We start from the raw sequence: 19,973 nt of genomic DNA on the forward strand, positions 1-19,973 counted from the left end.
CGCTCCGTGCGCGCCCTTCTTCTCGGCCGGGCCCATGAACCCACGCATATGCTGAATCTTCGCAACATCTCCCGCGCCGTCGTCATCGGCGGCGGGACCGCAGGCTGGTTCTCGGCACTCACGCTGCGCCGTCTGTTCGCGCCGCAGGTCGAGGTGCGCGTGATCGAGTCGCCCGCCATCGGCATCGTCGGTGTCGGCGAGGGCGGCCTGCTCAACCTGATCGATGCGCTGCGCTGCAACGGCATCGGACTCAACGAATTCGTGCGGGAGACCGGTGCTGCCTTCAAGCTGGGCTTCTGCTACGAAGGCTGGCGCACCGGGGACGACGACGACCGCTACTACCATCTCTTCGGCCGGCCCGGCCTGCAGGAGATCGACTGGATGGAAGCCGGCTTCCATCCGCTTCTCTCGGGCATGGTGCACGAGGGCATCGAGCTTCACCGGTACATACCGGGTTTCGCGTCGATCGCCGTCAATGCGTCGCAGCAGCAGGCCGCGGCGATGCTCCAGCTCGGTGCGAGCTCCGGCCTGTCAGCGTCTTTTCATTTCGACAGCCACAAGCTGGCCGACTACCTGCGTCGCGTGGCCGTCTCGCGCGGCGTGGTGCACCAGCAGGCCCGCGTCGAGGAACTCGTTTGCGACGCGCAAGGCATGGCGCGGGCCGTGCGGCTCGAAGGCGCCGAGGAGACCGTCGAACTCGACCTGCTGATCGATGCCTCCGGGCTGGCGCGGCTGGGCATCGGCGGCAAGCTGGGCGTGCGCTGGCGATCGTTCTCCGAGTACCTGCTGCTCGATCGCGCCGTGCCCTTCCACATGCCGCATCCACAGCCCAATCCTTCGCTGGTCACGCGAGCGATCGCGATGCCCGCGGGCTGGATGTGGCAGATACCGCTGGTGGATCGCGTGGGCGCAGGCTACGTCTTCAGCAGCGCCCATGCCGACGAGGCACAGGTCGTCGACGAGATCCATCGCCGCATCGGCCCCGGGATCGAGCCCATGCGCACGCTCAGGTTCGAGCCGGGCCATTTCGAGCAGGTCTGGGTCGGCAACGTCATGGCGGTCGGGCTGGCATCGGGCTTCGTCGAGCCGCTGGAAGCGACCTCCATCGGCCAGATGCTGGAGCAGCTGCGCAACTTCGAGCGCATCGTCGCGGCCGGCGACGGCGTGGTGGCGGGGCACCTGATCGACGACTTCAACGAAGCCAATGCGCGGTGCTGGTCGGGCATCCGCGACTTCCTGCGCATGCACTACGACTGCCCGCGGCGCGACACCGCCTTCTGGCGCGACGTGGCGGAACTGCCGCTGCCGCCCAGTTACGCGGAGCTGTGGGCGTGCTTCCAGCAGCGCACGCCGCGGATGGTCGACGTTCAGAACTATGCGATCAACGGGTGGCAGGGAATCTTCCACGTCATCAACTGGCTTTTCGTGGCCGCGCCGCTGGGCGTGGTGCCGCGCGAGGCGGCCGCTGCCGAACTGCGGGGCCTGCCGTCCGCCAGCCGTGCGCGCGTGGCGGCCTACATCACCCGGATGCGCGAACTCGGCGCAGCCGGCAATTTTTCTTCCAAGGAGGACCGATCCGCGTGAAACCAGGCACACACCTCTGCGCAGCCGCATGGCTGGCCCTTGCGGGCCTGCCCGCGGCGGCGCAGGAATCCGTCGAACTCAAGCCATCGCGGCAGCTCGCACCGAGCGCGCTGGCACGCGAGCTGGGGGCGCGGTCCGGCTCTGCGCTGTCGTCCACGTCGCAGGCCTCGCAGCCCTCGCAGGCCCTGCAGGCCGAGCAAGACTCGAAACCGCTGGAGCTGGCCGATGCCGTGCGCCGCGCGGTGGCGCGCCATCCCTCGATCGCCGATGCCATCGCCACGCTGGCGCAGCAGTCGGGAGGCGTCGAGGTGGCGCGCGCCGGCTACTACCCGCAGGTGAAGCTGGGCATGGGCGCCGGCCTCAACAACAGCGGCGGCTCGGGCGCCGGCCGGGGCCGCGGCAACGGCCTTCTGGCTAGTGCTTCGCTGTCGCAGATGCTCTACGACTTCGGCAAGGTCTCGGGTGCGGTCGAGCAGTCCGAGGCGCAGGTGCGGCGCCAGCAGGCCGTCGTGCTGCGGCAGATCGACGCCGTCGCACAGCAGACCGCCGAGGCCGTGGTGAGGGCGCATCGCTACCAGTCGCTCGCGGCGATCGCGCAGGAGCAGGTCAAGGCCGTCGAGAAGGTGCTCGAAACCGCGCGGCTGCGCGCGAAGTCGGGCCTGAGCACCAAGGCCGATCCGCTGCAGGCGGAGTCGCGCGTCGAGAGCGCTCGCGCCAACCTGCTGCAGGTGAAGTCGCTGCTCGCGCAGTCGCGTGAACGCCTGGCGACGCTGCTGGGCGGCGCGGCTCCGGCGCTGGTCGCGCCGCTTCCGCAACAGCTGGCCAGCGAACTGCGCATCGACCAGGCGCCGGACACCAGCCTCCTTCCCGACGTGCTGACCGCGGAGGCCGACCGGCGCGTTGCCGCCGCCCAGCTCGACATGGCGAAGGCGCAGCGCTATCCGACGCTCAGCCTCGACGTCTCCGCCAACAAGGCCATGGGCGGCGTCAACCCCTCCACGATGGAACGCAATGGCATGCACCACACGGTGATGTTCAACCTCTCCAGCGCGATCTACCAGGGCGGCGCGATGGATGCGCAGGTGCGCTCGGCGACCGCCGCCGAGGAGGCCGCGCGCATGCGCATCGATACCGCCCGCCTGAATGCGGGCGACCAGGCGCGCAGCTTGCGCGAGCAGGTCGCCGGCGCGCAGGCAAGGCTGGGCGTGCTGGCCGAGCGCCGCCGCAGCATCGGCGAGGCGCGCGACCTCTACCGCGAGCAGTACACGCTCGGCACGCGCTCCATCCTCGACCTGCTCAACGCCGAGCAGGAAATCCACCAGGCCGCGGCCGACCAGGAGGCCGTGCTGCACGACCTCTGGGAAAGCCGCATCGGCTACATCGGCGCGACCGGACAGGGCCGCGCCTTCTACGGCCTCGACAACACCACTGTCCAGGGAATGGAACTGCTTCCATGAATCTGCCCCCGCAGTACACCAGCTGGCTCGATGCCATGCTCTACGTCGCCCGCCACTACGGCATCGGCGCCTCGCAGGAGAGCGTGCGGGTCTCGCTGGCCTGGGAACGCGGCGCGCCGCTGGACACGCTGCTCGACCACATGGCGCGGCACCTGGGGCTCGCGCTGCGGCTCGATGCCTTCTCCAGGGCGCAGCTCGACCCCTGGCGGCTGCCGTTGGTGGTGGAGTTCGACAACGGCGAAGTCGGCGTGGTGCGCACGGCCGACGGCAACGGAAAGCTGGGCGTGCTGCTCGGCGGCGACCATGGCCTCGAGACCTCGCTGTCGGCCGACGAACTGAGCCGGCGCGCGAAGCGGGCCGCCATCCTGCGGCCCAACACCGCGGTGCCCGACGCGCGCGTGGACGACTACGTCCGGCCCTACCGCAAGGACTGGTTCTGGGCCATCGCCCTGCGCGACTGGCGCCGCTACGGCGACATCGTGCTGGCCTCGGTCTTCGCCAACGTGCTGGCGCTGGCCTCGACGATCTTCTCGATGCAGATCTACGACCGCGTGGTGCCCGCGCAGTCGGAGGCCACGCTGTGGGTGCTGTTCGGCGGCGTCATGCTCGCCGTGGCCTTCGAGTTCCTGCTGCGCATGTCGCGCACGCACATCTCCGACGTGATCGGCAAGCGCGCCGACCTCAAGGTGTCCGATCTCGTCTTCGGCCATGCGCTGCGGGTGCGCACCGACGCACGCTCCAAGTCCACCGGCTCCTTCATCGCGCAGGTGCGCGAGGTAGAGCAGGTGCGGGAGCTGCTCACCTCCACCACCATCGGCGCGGTGGCCGACCTGCCATTCTTCGTGCTCTTCCTCGTCGTGCTGTGGCTGGTGGCCGGGCCGCTCGCGCTGGTGGCGCTGGCGGCGGTGCCGCTGTTGGTAGTGCCGGGGCTTCTCATCCAGAAGCCGCTGGCGCGGCTGGCCGGCGAGGGCATGCGCGAATCGGCGCTGCGAAACGCGCTGCTGGTGGAGGCCGTCGAGGGCCTGGAGGACATCAAGCTCATGCGCGCCGAGCCGCGCTTCCAGAACCAGTGGAACCACGCCAATGATGTCGCGGCCGGCGTCAGCATGCGCCAGCGCTTTCTCACGGGGCTGCTCATGACCTGGACGCAGGAGGTGCAGACCATCGTCTACGCGGTGATGCTGTTGGCGGGCTGCTTCCTGGTGATGAGGGGCGACATGACGACCGGCGCGCTGGTGGGCTCGTCGATCCTCGCCTCGCGCATGATCGCGCCGCTCGCGCAGCTGTCGGGCGTGTTCGCGCGCTGGCAGCAGGCCAAGGTGGCGCGCGCCGGGCTCGACCAGCTCATGCAGCGGCCAGTGGACCAGCCCGAGCGTGCGCGCCTGGTGCACGTGCCGGCACTGCAGGGGCGCTACAACGTCACGGGCGTGGACTTCCGCTACGGCAAGGACGACAGGAGCCCCGCGTTCATGGCCGCGCAGCTGCAGATACAGCCCGGCGAAAAGGTCGCGCTGCTGGGGCGCATGGGGGCGGGCAAGTCCACGCTGCTGCAGCTGCTGGCCGGCCTGCACGCGCCGCAGCGCGGCCATGTGTCGCTCGATTCACTCGATATCTCGCTGATCGACCCGTCCGACCTGCGCCGCGACGTGGGGCTGCTCACGCAGAACGCGCGGCTTTTCCATGGCTCGATTCGCGAGAACGTCACCATGGGCATGCCGCTGGCGACCGACGGGCAGGTGATGGAGGCCATCACCATGGCCGGCGCCTTGCCCTTCGTGCAGTCGCGCGCCGAGGGGCTGGGCGAGCTGATCCATGAAGGCGGTCTCGGCCTCTCGGGCGGACAGCGGCAGGCGCTGCTGCTCGCGCGCACGCTCATACGCCAGCCCGCCGTCGTGCTGCTGGACGAGCCCACCGCGCATTTCGACGAGGTCACCGAACGCCAGGTCATCGATTCGCTGGAAGACTGGCTGGCGCCGCGCACGCTGGTGGTGGCAACGCACCGCATGCCGGTGCTGCATTGGGTGGATCGCATCATCGTGATCGACGGCGGACGCGTGGTGATGGACGGTCCGAGGGACCGGGTTATTGGGGAGCTTTCACATGGCAACAACAGCAACAACAATGCCTGAGGCGGGCACCACCCGGACCGCGGGCGGCACCGTGGTGGTGGCCGACGCCGGGCGCAAGAAGACGGCCGAGCTGCCCGCGCGGCCGGATGCCACGCCGCCGGGCGCCCCCGTCACTCCGGTCTCGCAGAAGAACCCACCGGCCGTGCCCCCGGCCAGGCGCTACTCGCCGCCCGAGCCACCGCTGCCGCGCTCCTCGCTGATCGTCTGGATCGTCAGCGCCGCGCTCCTGGGGCTGCTGTCGTGGGCCTGGGTCTTCGAGCTCGACGAGGTGTCGACCGGCACCGGCAAGGTGGTGCCCTCGTCGAAGGAGCAGATGGTGCAGTCGCTCGAAGGCGGCATCCTGGTCGACCTGAAGGTGCGCGAGGGCGACATCGTCGATGAAGGGCAGGTGCTGGCGCAACTCGACCGGACCAAGACCGAATCGACGGTGCAGGAAAGCGCTTCCCGCGTGCGCGCGGCGCTCGCCATGTCGGCGCGGCTGGCGGCAGAGGTGGGCGGCACGGCGCTGGAGTTTCCGCCCGAGGTGCAGTCCGACACCGACCTCGTGCGCACCGAGACCGCGCTCTACCGCTCGCGCCGCGAACAGCTCGCGAGCAGCCTCGCCGGCGTGACGCAGGCGCTGTCGCTGATGCGCAGCGAACTCGCGCTGACCGAGCCGCTGGTGTCGCGCGGCGCCGCGAGCGACGTGGAGGTGCTGCGCCTGAAGCGGCAGATCAACGAGGCCGAGAGCAAGGCGGCCGACATCCGCAGCCAGTACTACGTGAAGGCGCGCGAGGAACTCGCCAGGGCCAACGCGGAGATCGAGGCCCAGCGCTCGGTGACGCGCGGGCGCTCCGACTCGCTCACGCGCCTGACCTTTTCTTCGCCGGTGCGCGGCATCGTCAAGGACATCGCCGTGACCACGGTGGGCGGCGTGCTGCCGCCGGGCGGCAAGCTCATGGAGATCGTGCCGCTCGACGAGAAGCTGCTGGTGGAGGCGCGCATCTCTCCGCGCGACGTCGCGTTCATCCACCCGGGGCAGGACGCGACGGTGAAGGTGACGGCCTACGACTACGCCATCTTCGGCGGCCTGCCGGGCAAGGTGACGACGATCTCTCCCGACACCATCCAGGACGACGTGAAGCGCGACGTGTACTACTACCGCGTGTACATCCGCACCGACGCCGACCACCTGATGAACAGGAGCGGCAAGAGCTTTCCGATCGTGCCCGGGATGATCGCCTCGGTGGACATCCACACAGGCAGCAAGTCGGTGCTCGACTACCTGCTCAAGCCGCTCAACAAGGCGCGCGAAGCACTGCGCGAGCGCTGAGGCGAAAAATCGGAGAGGCGAAGGGAGCACGACGATGGCGAAGACAGGCACGAAGAAGATGAAGGCAACGGTTCCGGCGCGCTGGCCGGCGGTCACGCAGCAGGCGCTGGATGTCCTGGGCACGAGGTTCCGCGCGGCCTTCGCGCAAGGAGACTACGAAAAGGCGCGGGGCTTCGCTGCGCAGGCATGGCAGGCCACGCACAGCCCGCAGCCACTGGCCGACGTCGCGCTGTGCCTGTTGCGTCTCGGCCAGCCGCAGCAGGCCTACCACCTCTACCTGCGCATCGTCGGCGAACTCGGAACCGCCAACACCTATGACGGCCTGGCGGAAGCGGCCGGGCAGCTCGGCAAGGGCGACGAGGTGCGCAGGTTCGGCTCCGAGTCGCTGCGGCTGAAGCTGCAGGAGGCCGACAAGGAGCCGGCCGCCGCGACCGTCAGCCTGCCGGCTCCTCGCTGCTTCGACGAGCGCAACCGCCATCGCAACCTCATCACCTTCAGCCTCTTCGGCGGCGATCCGCGCTACTGCGAGATGGCGGTGCTCAACGTGCGGGCCGCGCGCGAGTTGTTTCCGGCGTGGGTGTGCCGTTTCTACGTCGACGACTCGGTGCCCGCCGATGTCTGCGGGCGGCTGCTGCGCGAGGGCGCGTCGGTCATCGACGTGCGCTCCACCGGCGGCCATGACTTGCCGGGCACCATGTGGCGCTTCCTCGCGCTCGACGATCCCGGGGTCGACCGCGTGCAGTTCCGCGACGCCGATTCGCTGCTCTCCACGCGAGACCAGGCGGCGGTGCGCGCGTGGTGTGCCTCCGACCGCTGGTTCCACGTCATGCGCGACTACCACTCGCACACCGAGCTGATGCTCGCCGGCATGTGGGGCGCGTGCGCGGGCGTCTTCTGGGACATGGCGGGCGACATGCGCGCCTACCTGCGCAGCCGGCCTTTCTCCTCGCGTTATGCCGACCAGCATTTCCTGCGGCACCGGGTGTGGAAGGTCGCCCAGCGCAGCCTGCTCATGCACGACGAGTGGTTCGACCTGCCGGGCAGCCAGCCCTTTCCGCCCCATGTGCCCATGACCGTGGACGCGCGCTACGCCCACGTGGGCGCCAACATCGGCGCGCCCTCGATGCAGGTGGTGCACGAGGCACCCGACGGCACGCAGGTCCGCTGGACCCTGTACGACGCCGCCGGCCAGGCCGTCTGCAGCTACGACGCCGTCGTGCGCGACAACGGCTACGAGGCCGGCATTCCCGCGCCCTATGCGGCGGAGATATCGGCCGGGCGCTGGAAGGTGGTCACGCGCTGAGCCTGCGCGGCAAGGCGGAAGCCGTCAGAACGGCTCGACCGGCAGCGCGCGCTTGTGCGCGCTCTTGCGATGCGTGGAGAGGATGATCCGGCGGGCCTCGGCCGACACCGGCTTGCCTTCGAGGAAGTCGTCGATCTGCTCGTAGGTCACGCCGAAGGCGTCTTCGTCGGGCTTGCCGGGCACCAGCGATTCGAGGTCGGCGGTCGGCACCTTGTAGACCAGCGCGTCGGGCGCACCCAGCAGCTGGGCCACCGCGCGCACGCGGCGCTTGTTGAGGCCGGTCAGCGGCGTGATGTCGGCCGCGCCGTCGCCGAACTTGGTGAAGAAGCCCATCAGCGCCTCGGCCGCGTGGTCGGTGCCGATGACGATGCCGTCGTGCGCGCCGGCCACCGCGAACTGCGCGATCATGCGCTGGCGTGCCTTGATGTTGCCCAGCACGAAGTCTTCGTGCGCCGCGTCGCGGAACGTCAGGTCGCCGGCCTTCAGCGCCGCGAGCATGCCGTCGGCGGCGGGGCGGATGTCCACCGTGATGGTGCGGTCGGGCTTCATCACCGCGAGCGAGGCCTGCGCCTCGGCCTCGTCCTTCTGCACGCCGTAAGGCAGGCGCATCGCGATGAAGGTGGCGTCGTAGCCGGTGGCGCGCAGCTTCTCGACCGCGCGCTGTGCGAGGCAGCCGGCGGTCAGCGAATCGACGCCGCCGCTGATGCCCAGCACCAGCGTCTTCAGGCCGGTCTGCTTCAGGTAGCTTGCGAGAAAGTCGACGCGCCGCTCCAGTTCGCGGGCTGCATCGAAGACGGGCGCGACGTGCAGCGCCGCGATGATTTCGCGCTGCGTGTCGTCGACGGGGGACAGATCTGCACTCATGGTGTGTAAGGACGTGTGAAGTGAATCAGAAATCGACCAGACTGAGACCGATGCTCAGGACCGTGCGCTTGCGGTTGTAGTCCACCAGCGTGTCGCCGTAGCCCGAGAACAGCTGCGTGTGGAAGCGCAGGTTGCTCTTGGCCGGATCGCCGATGGCCTTGAGCCATTCGAGGCGGATCGAGCCGCGGCCGCTGTCGCGCAGGTTGTTGCGCACGGTCACGGCGAGCTGGTTGTCGCGGTTGAGGTTCCAGCGCCCGGTGATCTCGGCACGGCCGTAGTAGTCGGCGATGTCGGGGTTGTCGTCCTTCGCGGCGCTCTCGGATATGCGCTTCCAGATGCGGCCGGTGATGGTGAAGCGGTCGTCCAGCTCGGCGCCGCCCATCAGGTACACGCGATTCCAGCTGCGCGACAGCGGCAGGCTCTGGCCGTTCGACTGGTGCACGATGCCCAGGCCCGAATAGCGCCAGCGCCAGCCGCCCGGCAGCTTGAAGTCGGTCGGGTAGACGTACATCAGCTCCGGTTCGTGGTCGGTGGTTCGGAAGGGCCGCGAGATCGCGCCGTTGAACAGCTGCCAGGTCGACTGCTGGCTGTAGGCGAACCACAGCGAGTCCTTCTTCACAGGGTCGTTCTGAGTGAGCATGCCCTGCGCGAGCTTGGTGCGCACCGAAAGGCCGATGCGCATCTCGTTGGCCTGGTAGGCCACCGGGTCGGCGGTGTGGTCGGCCGAGGGCGAGGTCGGCGTCTCGGGCTTCTTCGTGGCGGCCGAGACCGACACGTTGAGCGGGCGATAGCCGCGAAAGCCGAAGGTGCCGCAGTCGGTGGCGTTCTCCAGTTCCCAGAAGCGCGAGAGCGCAGAGTACTGGCGGTCGCGGCAGCCTTCGGTGGTGGCCACCGAGACCACGCGCGTGGCGGGAACCGATGCGTCGACCGGCGGCTGCGTGCTCGCGAGCACCGGCGGCGCCGGGGGCACCGCCGCGGCGGGCAGCGTCTGCTGCTGCGCCCAGCGGTCGAAGCAGGCCAGGCGGGCTTCGTTGTTGGCGCCCAGCGCGGTGCACTGCTGCCAGGTGAGTTGCGAGTCGGCCAGCGGGCTCGCGGGCTTGTCCACGGCCTGCGCATGGGCCATGCCGGCCGCGCCGCCGAGGCATGCGGCCACGGCGGTGAGCGTGCTGAATCTGAAGCGAGTTCGCGAGATGGTGGTCTTCTTCGTCATTGCTTCTTTCCTTCCTGTGACGCTGGAGGCGCCGTCTTGCTGAGCACGAACGGGTGCGTGCTCTCGTCGGCCGCGTTGCGCCAGGTGCCCCTGAATTCGCGCCCGCAGGAGGCGGTCTGCAGCTTGCCCGACCAGACGCCGCTGATGGCGCGGCCGTCCAGAGATTCGTCGATGGCGAGCGCGCCTTCGTCGTTCACGTCGCCCGCGAGCTGCGCGACCGTGGCCTTCGCGGGATTGGCGCCGTTGCGCGTGATGGTGCCGCGCACGCCGTCGTAGTCGGGGTGCTTGCCCAGCTGCACGACCGCCACGGCCGGCATGTTGTCGAAGCGCGCTTCCCAGTTGCCGTAGAGCGACTCCAGCGGCAGGTCGCGCGCATCGGTGGGGCAGTCGGCGCTGCCGCCGCGCATCGAAGCGCAGCCCGACAGTGCGATGAGCGCGCCGGCCAGCAGCGCGGCGGTTGCGGTGGTCTTCTTCGTCATCGTCGTCATCTTCATCGTCGTCACGATCCAGCGGCGGCGGCCTTGGCCGCGCTGTCCTGCGCCTTGCGCGCGAACTCGGCGCGCAGCGCCTTGAGCTTCTCGCGCGGGTCTTCCCTGGTGGTGGTCTTGTCCAGCCCCATCTCGGCGATGAAGCGGCTGGGCACGCAGGGCACCATCTCGCGGCCCTGCTTGCGCTTCTTGGTCCAGCTCACGGCCAGGCTGCGCTGCGCGCGCGTGATGCCCACGTACATCAGGCGGCGCTCTTCCTGCAGGCGCTGCAGCGTGTCTTCGCTCACCTGCTGCTGGCGGCCGTTGTCGTCGTCGAGTTTGAAGGGCAGCAGGCCCTCGCTCACGCCGATCAGCATCACGTGCGGCCATTCGAGGCCCTTGGAGGCGTGCAGCGTGGAGAGCGTGACCACGTCCTGGTCCTGCTCGCGCTCGCTGATGGTGGACAGCAGCGAGATGGTCTGCGCCACCTCGAGCAGGCTCTTGCGCTCGCTCTCGATGCCGCCGCTGTCGGCGCCGGAGGTGTCGTCGAGCGTGCCGCCGGCGCGCTGCGACATCCAGTCGACGAACTCCAGCACGTTGGTCCAGCGCGATGCCGCTGCGGCCTCGCTGTCCTCGCCGTCGTACAGGTGCTTCTCGTAGTCGATCTCCTTCAGCCAGTCGAGCATGAAGGTGCGCGAGTCTTCGGCGCCCATGGTGCGGCGCGCGCGGTATTCGAGGTCGTTGATGTAGCGGCCGAACTCGTGGATGCCCTCGAGCGTGCGCTTGGGCATCACGCTGGGCAGCGAGGGGCTGAACAGCGCCTCGAACAGGCTCAGCTTGTACTGGCTCGCGAAGCTGCCCAGGCTCGCCAGCGTGGTGTGGCCGATGCCGCGCTTGGGCGTGGTGATGGCGCGCAGGAACGCCGGGTCGTCGTCGTTGTTGACCCACAGGCGGAACCAGCCGCACAGGTCCTTGATCTCGGCGCGGTCGAAGAAGCTCTGGCCGCCCGAGACCTTGTACGGAATCTGCGCCTTGCGCAGCGCCTGCTCGAACACGCGCGCCTGATGGTTGGCGCGGTAGAGGATGGCGAAGTCGCGGTACTCCTTGTACTGCTTGCCCTGCGTGGTGGCCTCGCCCGCGCGGATGCTCACGATGCGCGCCACCGCGCGCTCGGCCTCGTGCACCTCGCTGTCGGCATCGACGATGCGCACCGGCTCGCCTTCGCCGAGCTCGGAGAACAGCGTCTTGGGAAACAGCTTGGGGTTCGGTCCGATCACGTTGTTGGCCGCGCGCAGGATGGCGCTTGTGGAGCGGTAGTTCTGCTCCAGCTTGATGACCTTGAGCGTCGGATAGTCCACCGGCAGCTTGCGCAGGTTGTCCAGCGTGGCGCCTCGCCAGCCGTAGATGGACTGGTCGTCGTCGCCCACCGCGGTGAAGTGGCCGCGCTCGCCGGCCAGCGCCTTGAGCACGTCGTACTGCGTGGCGTTGGTGTCCTGGTATTCGTCCACCAGGATGTGGCCCATCATGGCCTGCCACTTGGCGCGCACTTCCGGAAATTCGTAGAGCAGCTTCAGCGGCATGCCGATGAGGTCGTCGAAGTCCACGCTCTGGTAGGCCAGCAGCCGCTCTTCGTAGCGGGCCATGATCTTCGCGGTGATGCGCTCGTTGTCGTCGGCCGCCTGGGCCTCGGCCTGCGCCGCGTTCAGGCCCATGTTCTTCCACTTGCTGATGGTCCACTGCCAGATGCGGGCCGTGGCTGCGTCGGTGGTGCCGCCTGCGTCCTTCAGGATCTTGGTGACGTCGTCGCTGTCGAGGATGCTGAAGGCCTTCTTCAGGCCGAGCACGGCGCCGTCCTCGCGCATCATGCGCACGCCCAGCGCGTGGAAGGTGCACACCACCACCTTGCGCGCGTCCTTGCCGATCAGGTGCTTCGCGCGCTCGCGCATTTCGGCGGCGGCCTTGTTGGTGAAGGTGATGGCCGCGATGCGCTGCGGCTCGATGCCCGACTGGATGAGCCGGCCGATCTTGTGGGTGATGACCCGCGTCTTGCCCGAGCCCGCGCCTGCGAGCACCAGGCAGGGACCGCTCATGTAGTTGACCGCTTCGAGCTGCGCGGGATTGAGACCGTGGGACATGGGAGAAAAAGAGAACCGAAGGAACCGGAAGAGCCGAGAGAAACGCCGTGGGGAACGGCTGGCGCAAAGCGGCCAATGATACGGGGCCGGCCTTGCCGGGGTTGTAGGCCGCGGACGCCGATCCGGCCCACCGGCGGTGGGCAACGACAATGCGGCGGTGCTGCCTGTATTCCTTGTTACTTTCCCTTTCTTCGCGCTGATCGCGGCCGGCTACGGCGCCGCGCGCGCCCGCGTCCTGCCGCTGGATGCCATTCCCGGCCTCAACACCTTCGTGCTGTATTTCGCGCTGCCGTGCATGCTGCTGCGCTTCGGCGCGGGCACGCCCATCGGGCAGTTGCTGGACGGCAGCGTCGCACTGGTTTGGGGCATCTGCGCGCTGGTGGTGGTGGCGGGCGTGGTGGCTTTCACCCGCAACGCGCGCGTGGGCTGGAACGACGCGGCCTTCGGCGCGCTGGTGGCGGCGTTTCCGAACACCGGCTTCATGGGCGTGCCGCTGCTGGTGGCGATCCTGGGGGCACAGGCGGCTGGACCGATGATCATCGCGATTGCGTTCGACATGGTCGTCACCTCGTCGCTGTGCATTGGGCTTTCGCGGCTCGACGGGATGGGGGCGGGCGCGGCGGGCGGCGGCGCACAGGCCGCGCGCAAAGCGCTGCGCGGCATCCTGGTCAACCCGATGCCGTGGTCGATCCTGCTGGGCGTGCTGTTGTCGGCCGCGCGCTGGCAATTGCCGGGGCCGCTGGAGCGCACCGTGGCGATGCTGGCCGATGCCGCATCGCCGGTGGCGCTGTTCACCATCGGCGCGGTGCTGGCGCGCTCGGCGCTGCTGGCGCGCGAACACGACGCCAGCGCGGCGGTGGCCGAGGCGCTGGGCACCGGCGTGCAGCCCGCGCCCAGGGCGCCCTGGGGCGACGTGCTGCCCGTGGTGGTCGTGAAATTGCTGGTGCACCCGCTGCTGATCTGGGGGCTGGGGCAGGGCGCCATCGCGCTGGGGCTGCCGCTCTCGCCCGCCGCGCTGGTGGTGATGGTGCTGGTGGCGGCATTGCCGAGCGCCAGCAACGTGTCGATGCTGGCCGAGCGCTTCGGCGCCGACAACGGCCGCATCGCCCGCATCATCCTGTGGACGACGGTGCTGGCGTTCTTCGGCTTTCCGCTGGCGGTCGGCCTGCTGCGCTGAGGCGGGCTGCGGGTGGCGATGGCTACGGTGTCAGCACGCCGAGCTTGTACGGGTCGGCATCGGGCAGGCGCTCGCACTTCGAGAAGTCACGGCCCTGCGTGCCGTCGCAGTAATAGGTGTTGTAGATGCGGCCGAACAGCGAAGGGCTGGCCGTGAAGAGCACGCCGTGCTCGGGCTGCCAGTTGTCCTTGGGCGCGGGGGCGTTGGCCTCCATCGGCATGGCCTGCGCCTGGGTGGCGCTCGATGCCGCCGTGGTCACGGTGGCGGCGGCAGGTGCGGGGGCAGGCGTGAAGTCGGCCAGTGTCTTGTGGGCTTCGTCGCCGCGCCAGCGCACCGCGAGCTCGGCCGCCGTGGGCCGCGCCGCCACCGGCAGCATGATGCCGTTGACCTGCAGGCCGTAGCCGAAGCGGTGTGTCTTGCCCGCGAGGAAGGCATAGGCGCAGGCGGCCATGCACTGGCCTCGCACCTCGGTCTGCACGCCGCTGGCGCGGATGGCGTCGGCAAAGGCTCCGGCTGCCTCGGCGGTGCCGCCGAACGAGTCTTCGAACACCACCGTGCGGACCGTGCCGCTGCCCAGGCGTTCGTTGAATTCCTTGATGGCGCTGCCGTCGAGCGTGCCCGACACCACCAGCCGGTTGCCCTGCAATTCCAGTTCGGCAGCCGATGCCGTGGATGCCCCGACTGCGCAGGCGAGGGCAGCCAGAGACAGAACCCAACCAGGGAAAGATGGCGGTTTCACGGCGACCCCTTGCAGTGAGCGAGCAATTTTTGAACGTGGATTCCGCGCGGAGTTCGCGCGTTTACTCTGTAACAGCTTGAGCAGCGCCAAGGCCTCCCGTCAATCTTTCTTTCACAAATTTTCGGGTAAGCCATGGGTGGCCTTAAGGCATAGCGGCGTCTACTGCTTCAGTTGAATGCTTGAGTTTGCAAAACCGCTGCTACAGTGGTCGCAAGTCAAAGATGTGAATGGGGCGCGCGATGGCAATACTGGTTCGCATCCTGTTGTGGTTTTTCTGGCTCGCCAGCGTCGGCTGGCTCTGGCATGCCGGCAAGCTCGGTACGGCCACCGCCATCGCGCTCGCCGCGCTGAGCCTGGTGGTGTTTGCGTGGCCCGTGAGCATCGCGCGGCGCCGACATGACGAACTGCGCTACGTCGATATGGGCAAGGAGCCCACCAGCTACCACTGAGAATCGCGCTTGTTGGTTCAGGACGCCGCGCGCAGGCGTTCGAACTCGCGGTGCTTCATCGCCAGGTAGTCGTCGCGGTCCATTTCGTGCAACTGCTGCGGGTATTGCTCGGTGGCATCGAACCATGCGCCCAGGCGCTGGTCGAGTTGCCCCGGCGCCGGGGCGCCGAGGTAGCTGTCGATCGCCAGGTAGTAGCGCATGGTGTTGCGCTCCACCACGCCGCGCACGCCGCCGATGTACGCGCCGTCCTGGCCCTGCTTCGTGAAGCCCACCTTGTCGCTGCCCAGCGTGGCCAGGTAGCTCTTCATCGCGAGGCGCGCGGCGGTGCCGTAGGAATAGGCATAGCTCAGGTGGATGGCGGTCTTGCCGTTGTCGGCCGGCGCGGCCTCCAGCACGATGCTGTAGTCGTGCGTGGAAAGCGGGCCGTCGGCCGCGCTCAGGCGCACGTACAGGTAGCCGGCATCGGTCTTGGCGAGGCTGTAGCCGAAGGTGATCTTCCGGGTGTCCGACAGCGGCTGGTCGAACTTGCGCCCGACGGCCAGTTCGAGTTGTTCGCCCCCGTTCTTCACGGCGCAGCTCTTGGTGTTCAGGTGCAGCATCAGCACCTGGCACCAGGCCGCGGGCGTGCGCAGCGCGCCGCTCACGCTGTTGAAGGGGTGATCGACCAGCGCGTAGACGTCGCCGCTCAGCCGGTCGGAGGCCTCGTTCGACTCGATGGCCAGCGGGCGCTTGAAGGCGTTGCGCGCCAGCTGCGGCGCCAGCGCCTGCAGCTTGCCGCGCAAAGCGCTCGCGCCGCCGGCCGGCGCGGCCGTCTGCGCGGGAGCCGCCGCGGGCGCCAGCGCCAGCGCCGCTGCCAGCAGCAAGGCCGGCATCGGAAGGCGGCGGGCCGTGTTCGTCATGTTCATGATCCAGTGGGCGCAACGGGTGTTCATGCATGGCACCTTGGCGGCGGTTGCCGCACGGGCGTGCAGGACAAGTCGCTCAGATGCTGTGCGGATCGACGTCGATCAGCCAGCGGATCACGCCCTTGCCCTCGGGCGTGCGCCGCAGCTCGTGCAGCAGCGGCTGCCACGCTGCAAGCAGCTTCTGCAGCGCGGCGCGCGAGGGGCTCTCGATCAGCATCTGCGCACGCTCCACGTTCGCCACGCGCTGGATCGCCAGCGGCACCGCCGGATAGCGCGTGACGATGTCGGCGCCCGGCAGCGACTCGGCCTGGTCGGCCGCCGTGTTCAGGAAGCCCTGCGCCACCGACTGCTCGCGCGCGTCGGCCCGCAGCAGCGCCTGGAAGGCGAAGGGCGGCATGCCGGCGGCGCGGCGCTCGTCGAGCTGCTGCGCGGCGAAGGCGGTGTAGTCGTGCCTGCGCAGCGCCATGAAGAGCGGGTGCTGCGCGTGGTGCGTCTGGACCCACATCTCGGCTTTCGCGCCCTGCGCCGCGAGGTATGCGGCGTCGCGGCCCGCGCGGCCGGCCGACTGCATCAGCAGGCTGAACAGCCGCTCGGGCGCGCGGAAGTCGCTGGAGAACAGCGCGCCGTCGGGGTTCACCGCCGCCACCAGCGTGATGCGGCGGAAGTCGTGGCCCTTGGCGATCATCTGCGTGCCCACAAGCACGTCGACCTCGCCCGCATGCACGGCCGCGAGCTGGGATTCGAGCGCGCCCTGCTTCTTCGTGCTGTCCGCGTCGATGCGTGCGATGCGCACCGCGTTGCCATCGGGCCGCTTCACCGTGGCGAACAGCTCGGCCAGATGCTCTTCGAGCCGCTCGGTGCCGCGGCCCACCGGCGCGATGTCGGGGTTGCCGCAGGCCGGACATGCGCGCGGCACGCGTTCGGTGAAGCCGCAGTGGTGGCAGCGCAGCGTGCGGTCGATCTTGTGGAACACGCGGTACGCGCTGCAGTGCGGGCATTCGCTCTTCCAGCCGCAGTCGCCGCAGGCCAGCACCGGCGAATAGCCGCGCCGGTTGAGAAAGATCATGCTCTGCTCGCCGCGCGCGATGCGCTGGCCAATGGCGTCCAGCAGCGCGCCCGATATCACCGTCTTCGGCGGCTGCAGGTTCATGTCGACCAGCCGCACCGCCGGCAGCTCGCCCGCGCCGATGCGCGAGGGCATGGCAAGCCGAACGTAGCGCCCGCCCGGGTCTTCGCCCTCGGCGGGGCGGCTCTGGTGCCAGCTCTCGAGCGACGGCGTGGCCGAGCCCAGGATCACCTTGGCCTTCTCGCGCTGGCCGCGCCACACGGCGAGGTCGCGTGCCGAATAGCGCGCGCCTTCCTGCTGCTTGTAGCTCGGGTCGTGCTCCTCGTCGACCACGATCAGCTTCAACGCCGGGATCGACGCGAACACCGCCATGCGCGTGCCCAGCACGATGCGCGCCGCGCCGCAGTGCGCCGCCAGCCAGCTCGCCAGGCGCTGCGGGTTGGTCATGCCGCTGTGCAGCGACACCACTGCCTCGTCGCCGAAGCGCGCCTTGAAGCGGGCTTCGAGCTGCGGCGTGAGATTGATCTCGGGCACCATCACCAGCGCCTGCGCCTCGGGCTCGCGCGCGAGCAGGTCGGCCACGCAGCGCAGGTACACCTCGGTCTTTCCGCTGCCGGTGCTGCCGGCCAGCAGGAAGGTTCCGGTTTCGGCCTCGATGCGCGCCAGCACGGCGGTCTGCTCGGCGCTCGGCGCCACGGGGTTCGACGATTCGGCCGTCTGTGCCACCGGTCCGGCCGCGCTCTTGCGTTTGAGACGGCGCGCCAGCTGCGCCGTCGACAGGTCGCGCAGCTGCGGCGGCAGGGCCGCGAGCGCGATCTCTCCGATCGAGCGCTGGTAGTAGCGCGCCGCGAAGGCCACGAGGTCGCGCCAGCCTTCTCCCAGCGGGGCCAGCGCATCGAGGGCCGCGCCCACCGGCTTGAGCGCCATGTCGGGCTCGGTGCCCGCCAGCGACACCGGCTCGTTCCAGACCACGCCCAGCACCTCGCGCTTGCCCAGCGGAACGCGCACCAGCGTGCCGGGCGGCATCGGCTCGGCGCTGGCGTAGCTCAGCAGGTCGCCGAGCGCGGCGTGCGCGGGCGTCTGCACGGCGATGTCGAGCCGCCAGGGCAGCGCCGGCGCGATGCCGTTCGTCGGATCGGGGGCCTCGTCGAGGGGGAGGCGGGCGGTGGAGATGGACAGTCCTCCTTGGAACGGTTTGTTAAAAATTCTCTGAGCAAGAACGCTTAAGTCGTTGATTCTTCAGCGCTTTGGCCTTCGTCCAGAGTTTCTGTGGATAACTTTGTTGACAAGCAGGCTGGACTCGCTGCCAAGCCTTGAAAATCAAGGCTCCGGCTGGAATGCCCGGAAAAAAAGCAAAGTTCAAATCCTATATAAATCAATGACTTAGCTTTGCTATCTCTTTGGAAGCAAGGAAGATGGGTAACCCGGAAATCTTGCGCACTGCAACACGTGTTTTGTGCATAAGTGCGGTTGCGTATACCGTTTTTGCGCTTGACAAACCGCCGCGAACCGCTTTTCCGGGCCGCCGCAACGGCGCTGGGCCGGCTCCCGCTGTTAACAGTCTCAGGCCCGCTCAGGCCCGCATCGCCCGCGACTTCGCATGCACCGCCGCCACCAGCGCCGCCACGTTCTCCGTCGGCGTGAACTGGCTGATGCCGTGGCCCAGGTTGAAGATGTGCGTCGGGCCCTGTGTCGCGGGGTCGGCGTGCGGCTTGCCGAAGGCTTCGAGCACCTTGCCCACCTCGGCCTCGATCCGCGCGGGCGGCGCGAACAGCACGTTGGGGTCGATGTTGCCCTGCAGCGCCTTGGCCTTGCCGTCCGTGCCCTCGGCGACCCGGCGGCGCGCGGCGGCGAGGTTCACGGTCCAGTCGACGCCCAGCACCTGGCAGTCGAGCGCGCGCATGTCGTCCAGCCACAGGCCGCCGCCCTTGGTGAACACGATGCGTGGCACCGGCTGGCCGTCGGCGCCGGTGCGCTTGAGGCCGGCCAGCACGCGGGTCGTGTAGGCGAGGCTGAATTCCTGGAACGCGCCGTCGGCCAGCACGCCGCCCCAGCTGTCGAACACCATCACGGCCTGCGCGCCGGCATCGATCTGGGCGTTGAGGTACGCGGCCACCGAGTCGGCATTCACGGTCAGCACGCGGTGCATGAGGTCGGGGCGGCCGTAGAGCATGCTCTTCACCAGCCGGTAGTCGCTGGAGCCGGCGCCTTCCACCATGTAGCAGGCCAGCGTCCACGGGCTGCCCGAGAAGCCGATCAGCGGCACCCGGCCGTTCAGCGCCTTGCGGACGGATGCCACGGCGTCGAACACATAGCGCAGCTTTTCCATGTCGGGCACTTCGAGCGCCGCCACCGCCGCCTCGTCGCGCACCGGACGCGCGAAGCGCGGGCCCTCGCCGGCCTCGAACGACAGGCCCAGGCCCATCGCGTCGGGCACCGTCAGGATGTCGGAGAAAAGAATGGCCGCGTCCAGCGGATAGCGCTCCAGCGGCTGCAGCGTGACCTCGGTGGCGTAGCCGGTGTTGGTGGCCAGCCCCATGAAGCTGCCCGCCTTGGCGCGGGTGGCCACGTATTCCGGCAGGTAGCGGCCGGCCTGGCGCATCAGCCAGACGGGCGTGTGGTCGGTGGCCTGGCGCCAGCAGGCACGCAGGAAAGTGTCGTTTTGCAGGGGGGCGAAAGGCATTCCCCCATTGTCGCAGGCACCTCGGCTCGCTGGTTCAGCCTCGCGCCGCCGTCACCGCCGCGCGCAGGCCGAGCAGGTAGCTGTCCACGCCAAAGCCGCAGATCTGTCCTTTCACGATCTCGGCGAACACCGAGTGATGGCGGAACGCCTCGCGCGCGTGGATGTTCGACATGTGCAGTTCGACCACGGGCACCGTGAGGATCGCCAGCGCGTCGCGGATGCCGTAGCTGTAGTGCGTCCATGCGCCGGCGTTGATGAGCACCGCGTCCACGCCGTCGGCAAAGGCGCGATGGATGCGCTCGCACATCTCGCCCTCGCTGTTGGTCTGGAAGCTCTCGACCTCGGCGCCCAGTTCCTTGCCGAGTGCCTGCAATTGCGCGTCGATCTCGGCCAGCGTCACCGTGCCGTATTGCTTGGGGTCGCGCTTGCCGAACATGTTGTGGTTGATGCCGTGCAGCATGAGGATCTTCATGTGGCTGTCTCCAGTCGTCGG

16 protein-coding genes are annotated in these 19,973 nt (G+C 69.0%); 7 read left to right on the plus strand and 9 right to left on the minus strand.

The window, feature by feature from the left end:
- Nucleotides 1-48: 48 nt before the first annotated feature.
- From QMO14_RS19410 to QMO14_RS19430, 5 genes are read left to right on the plus strand one after another with little or no spacing between them, the layout of a single operon-like run.
- A complete protein-coding gene (locus QMO14_RS19410; RefSeq protein ID WP_301509085.1) occupies nt 49-1,584 on the plus strand; it encodes a tryptophan halogenase family protein in 1,536 nt (511 codons plus the stop codon).
- Nucleotides 1,581-3,041, plus strand: coding sequence for a TolC family outer membrane protein (locus tag QMO14_RS19415; protein WP_301509086.1), 1,461 nt, complete (start codon nt 1,581-1,583; stop codon nt 3,039-3,041). The genes QMO14_RS19410 and QMO14_RS19415 overlap by 4 nt, the downstream gene beginning before the upstream one ends.
- Entirely contained in the window at nt 3,038-5,170 is a 2,133-nt protein-coding gene (locus QMO14_RS19420) for a type I secretion system permease/ATPase (RefSeq protein ID WP_301509087.1), read from the plus strand. The genes QMO14_RS19415 and QMO14_RS19420 overlap by 4 nt, the downstream gene beginning before the upstream one ends.
- The gene (locus QMO14_RS19425; RefSeq protein ID WP_301509088.1) at nt 5,142-6,482 is read left to right on the plus strand and encodes an HlyD family type I secretion periplasmic adaptor subunit; all 1,341 of its coding nucleotides are present in this window, start codon (nt 5,142-5,144) and stop codon (nt 6,480-6,482) included. The genes QMO14_RS19420 and QMO14_RS19425 overlap by 29 nt, the downstream gene beginning before the upstream one ends.
- A 34-nt stretch (nt 6,483-6,516) precedes the next feature.
- Nucleotides 6,517-7,785, plus strand: a complete 1,269-nt coding sequence (locus QMO14_RS19430; RefSeq protein ID WP_301509089.1) for a tetratricopeptide repeat protein — start codon at nt 6,517-6,519, stop codon at nt 7,783-7,785.
- Nucleotides 7,786-7,809: 24 nt separating this feature from the next.
- Here QMO14_RS19430 and nadE read toward each other — a convergent pair whose 3' ends face one another.
- The 4 genes from nadE to QMO14_RS19450 are packed head-to-tail and all read right to left on the minus strand — an operon-like array spanning nt 7,810 to nt 12,461.
- On the minus strand, nt 7,810-8,649 hold the full coding sequence (nadE, locus tag QMO14_RS19435; RefSeq protein WP_301509090.1) for an ammonia-dependent NAD(+) synthetase: 840 nt from the start codon (nt 8,647-8,649) through the stop codon (nt 7,810-7,812).
- A gap of 25 nt (nt 8,650-8,674) precedes the next feature.
- A complete protein-coding gene (locus tag QMO14_RS19440) occupies nt 8,675-9,859 on the minus strand; it encodes a phospholipase A (protein WP_301509091.1) in 1,185 nt (394 codons plus the stop codon).
- Nucleotides 9,856-10,353, minus strand: a complete 498-nt coding sequence (locus QMO14_RS19445) for a hypothetical protein (RefSeq protein ID WP_301509092.1) — start codon at nt 10,351-10,353, stop codon at nt 9,856-9,858. The genes QMO14_RS19440 and QMO14_RS19445 overlap by 4 nt, the downstream gene beginning before the upstream one ends.
- A gap of 5 nt (nt 10,354-10,358) precedes the next feature.
- Nucleotides 10,359-12,461 carry an ATP-dependent helicase gene (locus QMO14_RS19450; RefSeq protein ID WP_301509093.1) on the minus strand — a complete coding sequence of 701 codons (2,103 nt, stop codon included), beginning with the start codon at nt 12,459-12,461 and terminating at the stop codon, nt 10,359-10,361.
- A 157-nt stretch (nt 12,462-12,618) separates the two neighbouring features.
- Here QMO14_RS19450 and QMO14_RS19455 point away from each other — a divergent pair, with 157 nt between their 5' ends.
- On the plus strand, nt 12,619-13,638 hold the full coding sequence (locus tag QMO14_RS19455; RefSeq protein WP_301509121.1) for an AEC family transporter: 1,020 nt from the start codon (nt 12,619-12,621) through the stop codon (nt 13,636-13,638).
- Between the two features lie 22 nt (nt 13,639-13,660).
- Here the strand turns inward: QMO14_RS19455 and QMO14_RS19460 are convergent, their stop codons facing one another.
- On the minus strand, nt 13,661-14,377 hold the full coding sequence (locus QMO14_RS19460) for a hypothetical protein (RefSeq protein ID WP_301509094.1): 717 nt from the start codon (nt 14,375-14,377) through the stop codon (nt 13,661-13,663).
- 239 nt (nt 14,378-14,616) lie between these two features.
- On the opposite strand from QMO14_RS19460, the gene QMO14_RS19465 reads away from it, so the two are divergent.
- Nucleotides 14,617-14,826 carry a hypothetical protein gene (locus tag QMO14_RS19465; RefSeq protein ID WP_301509095.1) on the plus strand — a complete coding sequence of 70 codons (210 nt, stop codon included), beginning with the start codon at nt 14,617-14,619 and terminating at the stop codon, nt 14,824-14,826.
- A 17-nt stretch (nt 14,827-14,843) separates the two neighbouring features.
- On the opposite strand, the gene QMO14_RS19470 is transcribed toward QMO14_RS19465, so the two are convergent.
- From QMO14_RS19470 to aroQ, 4 genes are all read right to left on the minus strand, one after another.
- Entirely contained in the window at nt 14,844-15,758 is a 915-nt protein-coding gene (locus QMO14_RS19470; RefSeq protein ID WP_301509096.1) for a hypothetical protein, read from the minus strand.
- Between the two features lie 49 nt (nt 15,759-15,807).
- Nucleotides 15,808-17,883, minus strand: coding sequence for a primosomal protein N' (gene priA / locus QMO14_RS19475; RefSeq protein ID WP_301509097.1), 2,076 nt, complete (start codon nt 17,881-17,883; stop codon nt 15,808-15,810).
- A 487-nt stretch (nt 17,884-18,370) separates the two neighbouring features.
- Nucleotides 18,371-19,480 (minus strand): uroporphyrinogen decarboxylase, encoded by a 1,110-nt coding sequence (gene hemE / locus QMO14_RS19480; RefSeq protein ID WP_301509099.1) that lies wholly within the window; start codon nt 19,478-19,480, stop codon nt 18,371-18,373.
- Nucleotides 19,481-19,514: 34 nt separating this feature from the next.
- On the minus strand, nt 19,515-19,952 hold the full coding sequence (gene aroQ / locus QMO14_RS19485; protein ID WP_301509100.1) for a type II 3-dehydroquinate dehydratase: 438 nt from the start codon (nt 19,950-19,952) through the stop codon (nt 19,515-19,517).
- Between the last annotated feature and the right edge of the window lie 21 nt (nt 19,953-19,973).

This window comes from Variovorax sp. CAN15, from assembly GCF_030462475.1.
GTDB lineage: Bacteria > Pseudomonadota > Gammaproteobacteria > Burkholderiales > Burkholderiaceae_C > Variovorax.

Excerpts from the sequence above, each read along its gene's own strand:
- nadE (WP_301509090.1), bottom strand. The coding sequence starts at position 8,649 with ATGAGTGCAGATCTGTCCCCCGTCGACGACACGCAGCGCGAAATCATC.
- QMO14_RS19425 (WP_301509088.1), top strand. The coding sequence starts at position 5,142 with ATGGCAACAACAGCAACAACAATGCCTGAGGCGGGCACCACCCGGACC.
- aroQ (WP_301509100.1), bottom strand. The coding sequence starts at position 19,952 with ATGAAGATCCTCATGCTGCACGGCATCAACCACAACATGTTCGGCAAG.
- QMO14_RS19465 (WP_301509095.1), top strand. The coding sequence starts at position 14,617 with ATGGCAATACTGGTTCGCATCCTGTTGTGGTTTTTCTGGCTCGCCAGC.
- QMO14_RS19470 (WP_301509096.1), bottom strand. The coding sequence starts at position 15,758 with ATGAACACCCGTTGCGCCCACTGGATCATGAACATGACGAACACGGCC.
- QMO14_RS19420 (WP_301509087.1), top strand. The coding sequence starts at position 3,038 with ATGAATCTGCCCCCGCAGTACACCAGCTGGCTCGATGCCATGCTCTAC.
- QMO14_RS19450 (WP_301509093.1), bottom strand. The coding sequence starts at position 12,461 with ATGTCCCACGGTCTCAATCCCGCGCAGCTCGAAGCGGTCAACTACATG.
- QMO14_RS19440 (WP_301509091.1), bottom strand. The coding sequence starts at position 9,859 with ATGACGAAGAAGACCACCATCTCGCGAACTCGCTTCAGATTCAGCACG.
- QMO14_RS19410 (WP_301509085.1), top strand. The coding sequence starts at position 49 with ATGCTGAATCTTCGCAACATCTCCCGCGCCGTCGTCATCGGCGGCGGG.
- hemE (WP_301509099.1), bottom strand. The coding sequence starts at position 19,480 with ATGCCTTTCGCCCCCCTGCAAAACGACACTTTCCTGCGTGCCTGCTGG.
- QMO14_RS19430 (WP_301509089.1), top strand. The coding sequence starts at position 6,517 with ATGGCGAAGACAGGCACGAAGAAGATGAAGGCAACGGTTCCGGCGCGC.
- QMO14_RS19445 (WP_301509092.1), bottom strand. The coding sequence starts at position 10,353 with ATGAAGATGACGACGATGACGAAGAAGACCACCGCAACCGCCGCGCTG.